Source organism: Thomasclavelia sp., assembly GCF_017889095.1.
Lineage (GTDB): Bacteria > Bacillota_I > Bacilli_A > Erysipelotrichales > Coprobacillaceae > Thomasclavelia.
In genome coordinates this window covers 1-6,717 of record NZ_JAGHEW010000205.1, presented here as the reverse complement: position 1 = coordinate 6,717, position 6,717 = coordinate 1, and the positions used below count along the sequence as shown (strand labels likewise).

The following is a 6,717-nucleotide window of genomic DNA, read 5'->3' as shown; positions in this document are numbered from 1 at the left end:
TATCAGAAGGAACGGATAAATCAATCATAAAGTCATCTCCTGATATAATTATAGTAGTAAAAAGGGCGAATTGCATATAAAACGCATCATCACCCTGGTGGACAAAATTTATTTTGTCCCTTTTTTAAGCAATATTTTAGCTGCTTCGACATATAATGTATCAGGTGATAAAATGATTATATATCAAGAAGAATTAGAAAAGTTTTGTTTAAATCTATATCCACATTTTTTTGATTATAAAGATATTAATCTTTATGATATTAAAATTAAGATCGATGATTATCTTCATATTAATGCGAATTTAAATTATTATAATATTGAAACTAAATTGACGGGTGTAGCGAGAGTAAGAGTTGAAAATGATATTATTATTGATTTTGATGGATTGATCAAATATGGTTTTATTAATCTTGATTTACGTAAGGTATTAGCAGAGCTGGTCAAAGATAATCCTTATTTAGAGGTTAAAGAGGGACAAATTAAAGTTGTGAATGAATATATTCAAGAGATTAAATTGGCTGATGGAAAATTAAAAATAGAACTGAAATAAAAAGCTTTCGATTGAAAGCTTTTATATTTTTAATTCTACTTGATAAATCCGTCCCCATAAATAGATTTGATATAAATATGCAAGTAGCTGTGGACCGGTCATTAATTGACCAAACCAGGGATATTTAAATGATGTTCCACCAGTATTAATTAGATCAATTAGTTTATCGTAATTAAATAACCGTAATAAAATGTTAGTAGGATCATTTAATGATTCTTTTAATAATTCACAAATTAAATCACGATAGACAGGTGAATGGGTCTTAGGATAAGGGTTCTTTTTTCGCTTATAAATATCTTCTGGTAAAAAGTCTTTAAAAGCATCTCGTAATAATCCTTTTTCGATATTGTTGTGATATAGATAAGCCCAGGGAACGTTATATAAATAAGAGATGAGATCTTTATTAGCGAAAGGAACTCTTAGTTCGATGGAACTGTGCATGGTTTGACTGTCAGAGCGAGTTAATAATGTTTGCATGAACCATTCCATATTTAAATAGATCATCTTTCGTTTATTACTATCTTCAAAACTATAATCATGATAATCGATTTCATTTAGTGTTTGGCGATATTTATCAAGAACATATCGTTTAATATCCAATGCATGGATTTCATCGGAAAATAGTGCGATCCGCTGATCAAATTCACGCATCCAAGGGAAACCGTCAATTGTAAATAGTTCTTCACGATAGAACCACGGATAACCACCAAAGATTTCATCAGCACATTCACCTGATAAAACAACTTTATGATTAGCGGAGATTTCTTTAGAAAAAAGTAAAAAGCTGGAATCAATATCGGCCATCCCAGGCATATCCCGAGCAATCATGGCTGTTTTTAAGCCCATGACGAGATCTTTTTGGCTTAAAGTAATCGTTTGATGTTTAGTTTGATACTTATCGATCATTTCCTTGATATAATGATCGTCACGAGTTGTCTGGTATTCATAAGGAACAAAGTATTTTTCCTGATCTTGATAATCAACGCTATAAGTAGCTAGATTCGATACATATTGACTGGCAACACCGGTAATGATTGAAGAATCCAGACCACCTGAAAGCATACAAGAAATTGGAACATCACTTAAAAGCTGTTTTCGAATACTATGATTAACTAAACAGCGAATATCATAAACCGTTTCTTCATAGCTGCGATGATGGCAGTTTCTTTGAAGTGACCAGTAACGTTCGATTTCTAAATAGCTGTTAAAAGCCGTTAAATAGTGTCCAGGGCGTAAACTATAAATATCCTGGTAAATAGTATTACCAGGGGAAACACTCGGTCCTAAGCCTAATAATTCTTGGATACCAGTTTGATCAACAACACATTTACCTAAATACATCAAGATACATTTTATTTCACTGCTAAAAATAAATAAATCATGATGATGATAGTAATATAGGGGTTTGACTCCTAATTGATCTCTAGCAGCAAAGATTTTGTTTTGGTAACTAATTACAAAAGAAAAAATACCATCTAATAAGTTTAAACAGCGGGGACCATAAGCAATAAAACTAGCTAGCAAAACTTCACTGTCACTTTGACTAGTAAACATAAAACCTTCATTGATCAATTGTTCTTTTAACTCATGCATATTGTAGATTTCACCATTATAAACAATTGTATATTCAATGTCGTTGTAAGTGTATTTAAAAGGCTGTTTACCACCGTTTAAATCAATGATCGATAAACGACAATGGCCTAGTAAGGTATGTTTACTAGAGATGATATTAAAATCATCAGGACCACGATATCGCAATAATTCTAACATCTGTTTAAATTTTGTCACTTGGCTAGTTAAGTCTTGATTATAATTATACATACATAGATAACCGCACAAATTTATCACCTCATTTTATTATATTAAATCTTTTAAAAGATATTACTTTTTTTAAAAAACCTAGTAAAATCAAGGGGTTTAGCCGATGTGAAAAATCACGTTTGATGTGACAAATAATTAAGATATCACCCTTGTCCCTAAGTGGTGTCAAACTATTTAATAACCGCTTACAATTTGATATGATACATGTGTCAAGAGAAAAGGGAGGTAAAAAGATGTTACAAAAAATTCAACGTTTTGGTGGCGCAATGTTTACTCCGGTATTATTATTCGCCTTTGCCGGGATAGTAATCGGGATTGGAACATTGTTTACAACTGAAGCAATCATGGGGTCGCTAGCAAGCACAGATGGTTTATGGTATCAGTTCTGGAATGTCATCTTACAAGGTGGCTGGACAGTATTCAACCAATTACCACTTCTATTCGTTGTTGGTTTACCTATCGGTCTAGCTAAAAAACAGCAAGCTAGATGCTGTATGGAAGCGTTAGTTCTTTATCTAACATTCCAATATTTCTTAAGTACTATTTTAAGTCAATGGGGTGGTACTTTTGGAGTAGACTTCAGTTTAGAAACTGGAGGATCAAGTGGTCTTACAATGATCGCTAGTATTAAAACACTAGATATGGGGATGATCGGAGCTTTATTGATCGCTTGTATCGTTGTTTACTTACACAACAAATTCTTTGATACAGAATTACCTGAATGGTTAGGAACATTTAGTGGTTCATCATTTGTTGTAATTATCGGGTTCTTTGCTTTATTACCAGTGGCATTTTTATCAGCATGGATTTGGCCAATGGTACAAGATGGAATGCGTTCATTCCAAACATTTATTGCCGATGCGGGAGCAATTGGAGTTTGGATCTTCATTTTCATGGAAAGAATTTTAATTCCATTTGGATTACACCATTTATTGTATTTCCCATTCTTCTACGATTCAGCAATCATAAATGGTGGGGTTTACTCAGCTTGGGCAACTGCTTTACCAGAATTAGCAGCTTCAAGCGAATCATTAAAATCATTAGCACCATGGGCATGGCCAACACTTACAGGGCTATCAAAAGTATTTGGATGTCCAGGTATTGCACTTGCATTCTATGTAACTGCTAAAGATTCTAAGAAAAAACAAATTGCTGGTTTATTAATTCCAATTACTTTAACAGCAATTTTCTGTGGGGTTACTGAACCAATCGAATTTACATTCTTGTTCATCGCTCCAGCATTATTCGTAGTACATGCTATCTTAGCAGCAACTTTAGCGACAGTGGCTAACGCTTTAGGTGTTGTTGGGGTATTATCAGGTGGTTTGATCGAAATGTCAGCTCTTAACTATATTCCATTAATGGCTGCACATTGGCAAACATATTTAACATTATTAGTTGTAGGTTTAGTATTTACTGGAATTTATTTCGTTGTATTTAGATTCTTAATCTTAAAATTTGATTTCAAAACACCAGGTCGTGAAGACGATGAAGAAGAAATCAAGTTCCACAGCAAAGCTGAATATCGTGAAAAACAAGCTGGTGGAAAAGCTGAAAAATTAAGCTTAGCCCAAAAGATTCTTGAAGGATTAGGTGGCGCAGATAATATCGTTGATGTAACAAACTGTGCAACACGTTTAAGAGTTAACGTTAAAGATGAAAAATTAGTTCAATCAGACAGTTACTTTAAATCAATTGGTACTCATGGTTTAAAAGCAACTAAAACAAATATCCAAGTTATCGTTGGATTAAAAGTACCACAAGTAAGAGAAGATTTTGAAGCGTTATTAAAATAAAGAAATAGAAAGGGGTAGTCTTGCATGGCAAAGAGAAAAATAAGTAAACAAAGAGAGAAAAAATTAGATCGGTATTATACAATCGCAAAAGGATTCTTACTAGCAACACCATTTATTGCTTATTTATATGTATCATTGCTGGCATCAAGTAGACAAATTACTTTACCAGAAGTGCTAGCTAGTGAGCCAAGTGTAGCGGTAATGTTCTTATTAGCGATGATCAATCCTTATGTGGCATATTTATTAAATATTGCGCAAAAGAAATTAAAAGAAGGAGAAATCAAATTTGCCTGTCTAAACTTTGTGTTACTATTGATCGGTGAAGCAATTACTTTAAATAGTTTATATTTTATGATGATTGCCTTTGTCTTCTATCAAACAGTAAAAGCTTATGATCTTAAAGTCATCAAGACTATCAAGACTTTTAGTGCCAAAAGCTTGTTCACTTATGGTGGCGGAAGCTTTATGGTAGTCGCCCTAGCAGTTCTTTGTTTAACGGCAACGCTTAGATTAATGTAATATATATAAGAAAGAGGAGAAAAGAAAAATGGAAAAGAAATATTCAGTTGTTATTGCAGGTGGAGGAAGTACATTTACTCCAGGTATCGTATTATTGTTATTAGATCACATGGATCGTTTCCCAATTAGAAAAATTAAATTCTATGACAATCTTGCAAGTCGTCAAGAACCAGTTGCAAAAGCTTGTCAAATCGTGTTAAAAGAAAGAGCACCAGAAATTGAATTTGATTATACTACAGATCCAGAAAAAGCATTTACAGATGTTGATTTCGTAATGTGCCATATCCGTGTTGGATTATATGCAATGCGTGAAAAAGATGAAAAAATCCCAATGAAATATAACGTAGTTGGACAAGAAACTTGCGGTCCTGGTGGAATTGCTTATGGTATGCGTTCTATCGGTGGAGTAATTGAAATCTTAGATTACATGGAAAAATATTCACCAAATGCATGGATGTTAAACTATTCAAACCCAGCAGCTATCGTAGCTGAAGCAACTAGAAGATTACGTCCTAATTCAAAAATCTTAAATATCTGTGATATGCCAGTTGATCTTGAAGAAAAAATGGCTGCAATGATCGGATTAAAATCTCGTAAAGAATTATCAGTTGGATACTATGGATTAAACCACTTTGGTTGGTGGCATAAAATTGAAGACAAAGATGGTAACGATTTAATGCCTGAAATCAAAAAACACGTAGCTGCAAATGGATTTGCTGATGCTATTACTGGTACTCAACACGTAGAACCAAGCTGGATTGAAACATTTGCTAAAGCTAAAGATGTTTATGCTCTAGATCCAGATACTATTCCAAATACTTATTTAAAATACTACTTATATCCTGATTATGTAGTAGAACATACTGATCCAAATCATACTCGTGCTAATGAAGTTATGGAACATCGTGAAAAACATGTATTCCAAGCTTGCCAGGATATCATTGACAAAGGTACAGCAGTAGATTGTGGATTTGAACCAGATGCTCATGCTGAATATATCGTTGACTTAGCTTGTGCTATCGCTAAAAACACTAAAGAAAGAATGTTATTAATCGTTCCAAATGAAGGTGCAATTGAAAACTTTGATCGTACAGCAATGGTTGAAATTCCTTGTATCGTTGGAAGCAACGGATATGAAAGAATTTGCCAAGGATCAATTCCACAATTCCAAAAAGGTATGATGGAACAACAAGTTTCAGTTGAAAAATTAGTAGTTGATGCTTGGATCACTGGAAGCTATCAAAAATTATGGAAAGCAATCACTTTATCAAAAACAGTACCTAGTGCTAGAGTTGCTAAATTAATCTTAGATGATTTAATTGAAGCAAACAAAGACTTCTGGCCTGAATTAAAGTAAGATGTTTAATTTATTCAAGAAAAAGACAAAAGAAAATAAGGTAATCTATTCAATGGCTAACGGTAAAAGCGTAGCCATTGAAGAAGTACCTGATGAAGTCTTTTCAACTAAAATGATGGGTGATGGAATTGCTGTAATTCCTGATGAAGGAAAAATTTACGCACCATGTAACGGTAAGATTTCAATGATCATGGATAATACTAAACATGCACTAGGAATTGAAACCGAAGATGGTATGGAATTATTAATTCATGTTGGCTTAGATACAGTAAATCTAAGCGGAGAAGGTTTCGATGTTCATGTAGCTGTAAATGATCAAGTTGAAACTGGTGAATTATTAATTTCATTTGATAAAGATGGACTAGTTTCTAAAGGTATTAATGATATTACAATGTTAGTAGTAGTAGAAACTGGTGGACATGAAATTTTAAATTATCATACTAACGAAAATGTTCATATAAATAACTCTCCTTTAATTGAATATAAATAAAACTAAAAATCACATCGTTGGATGTGATTTTTAATTATGAACAAAAAAAATTAGTAAAAATAATTCCCGTTTTATCAAAGATAAATAAGATTGTCTTATTAGATATCATTTTTCTTTTAGACAAAACCTTACAATAATTGTTATAATATGAAAAGAGGTGGATTATGAGATTAGAGGATTTGGT

The 6,717-nt window shown here is 32.8% G+C and carries 6 protein-coding genes; 5 read left to right on the top strand and 1 reads right to left on the bottom strand.

Features of this window, described 5'->3' with window-relative positions; genetic code table 11:
- Positions 1-172 precede the first annotated feature (172 nt).
- A complete protein-coding gene (locus J7M77_RS08905) occupies positions 173-550 on the top strand; it encodes a hypothetical protein (RefSeq protein WP_296877628.1) in 378 nt (125 codons plus the stop codon).
- 21 nt (positions 551-571) lie between these two features.
- On the opposite strand, the gene asnB is transcribed toward J7M77_RS08905, so the two are convergent.
- A complete protein-coding gene (gene asnB, locus J7M77_RS08900) occupies positions 572-2,398 on the bottom strand; it encodes an asparagine synthase (glutamine-hydrolyzing) (RefSeq protein WP_296877626.1) in 1,827 nt (608 codons plus the stop codon).
- A gap of 206 nt (positions 2,399-2,604) precedes the next feature.
- On the opposite strand from asnB, the gene J7M77_RS08895 reads away from it, so the two are divergent.
- From J7M77_RS08895 to J7M77_RS08880, 4 genes are read left to right on the top strand one after another with little or no spacing between them, the layout of a single operon-like run.
- The gene (locus J7M77_RS08895) at positions 2,605-4,167 is read left to right on the top strand and encodes an alpha-glucoside-specific PTS transporter subunit IIBC (RefSeq protein WP_296877624.1); all 1,563 of its coding nucleotides are present in this window, start codon (positions 2,605-2,607) and stop codon (positions 4,165-4,167) included.
- 24 nt (positions 4,168-4,191) lie between these two features.
- On the top strand, positions 4,192-4,686 hold the full coding sequence (locus J7M77_RS08890; protein WP_296877622.1) for a hypothetical protein: 495 nt from the start codon (positions 4,192-4,194) through the stop codon (positions 4,684-4,686).
- Between the two features lie 28 nt (positions 4,687-4,714).
- The gene (locus tag J7M77_RS08885; RefSeq protein WP_296877621.1) at positions 4,715-6,043 is read left to right on the top strand and encodes a 6-phospho-alpha-glucosidase; all 1,329 of its coding nucleotides are present in this window, start codon (positions 4,715-4,717) and stop codon (positions 6,041-6,043) included.
- 52 nt (positions 6,044-6,095) lie between these two features.
- The gene (locus J7M77_RS08880; protein WP_296877618.1) at positions 6,096-6,533 is read left to right on the top strand and encodes a PTS glucose transporter subunit IIA; all 438 of its coding nucleotides are present in this window, start codon (positions 6,096-6,098) and stop codon (positions 6,531-6,533) included.
- The last annotated feature ends 184 nt before the right edge of the window (positions 6,534-6,717 follow it).

Bases quoted from the DNA above. Each gene is read 5' to 3' on its own strand.
- J7M77_RS08905 (WP_296877628.1), top strand. From the start codon at position 173: ATGATTATATATCAAGAAGAATTAGAAAAGTTTTGTTTAAATCTATAT.
- J7M77_RS08895 (WP_296877624.1), top strand. From the start codon at position 2,605: ATGTTACAAAAAATTCAACGTTTTGGTGGCGCAATGTTTACTCCGGTA.
- J7M77_RS08890 (WP_296877622.1), top strand. From the start codon at position 4,192: ATGGCAAAGAGAAAAATAAGTAAACAAAGAGAGAAAAAATTAGATCGG.
- J7M77_RS08885 (WP_296877621.1), top strand. From the start codon at position 4,715: ATGGAAAAGAAATATTCAGTTGTTATTGCAGGTGGAGGAAGTACATTT.
- J7M77_RS08880 (WP_296877618.1), top strand. From the start codon at position 6,096: ATGGCTAACGGTAAAAGCGTAGCCATTGAAGAAGTACCTGATGAAGTC.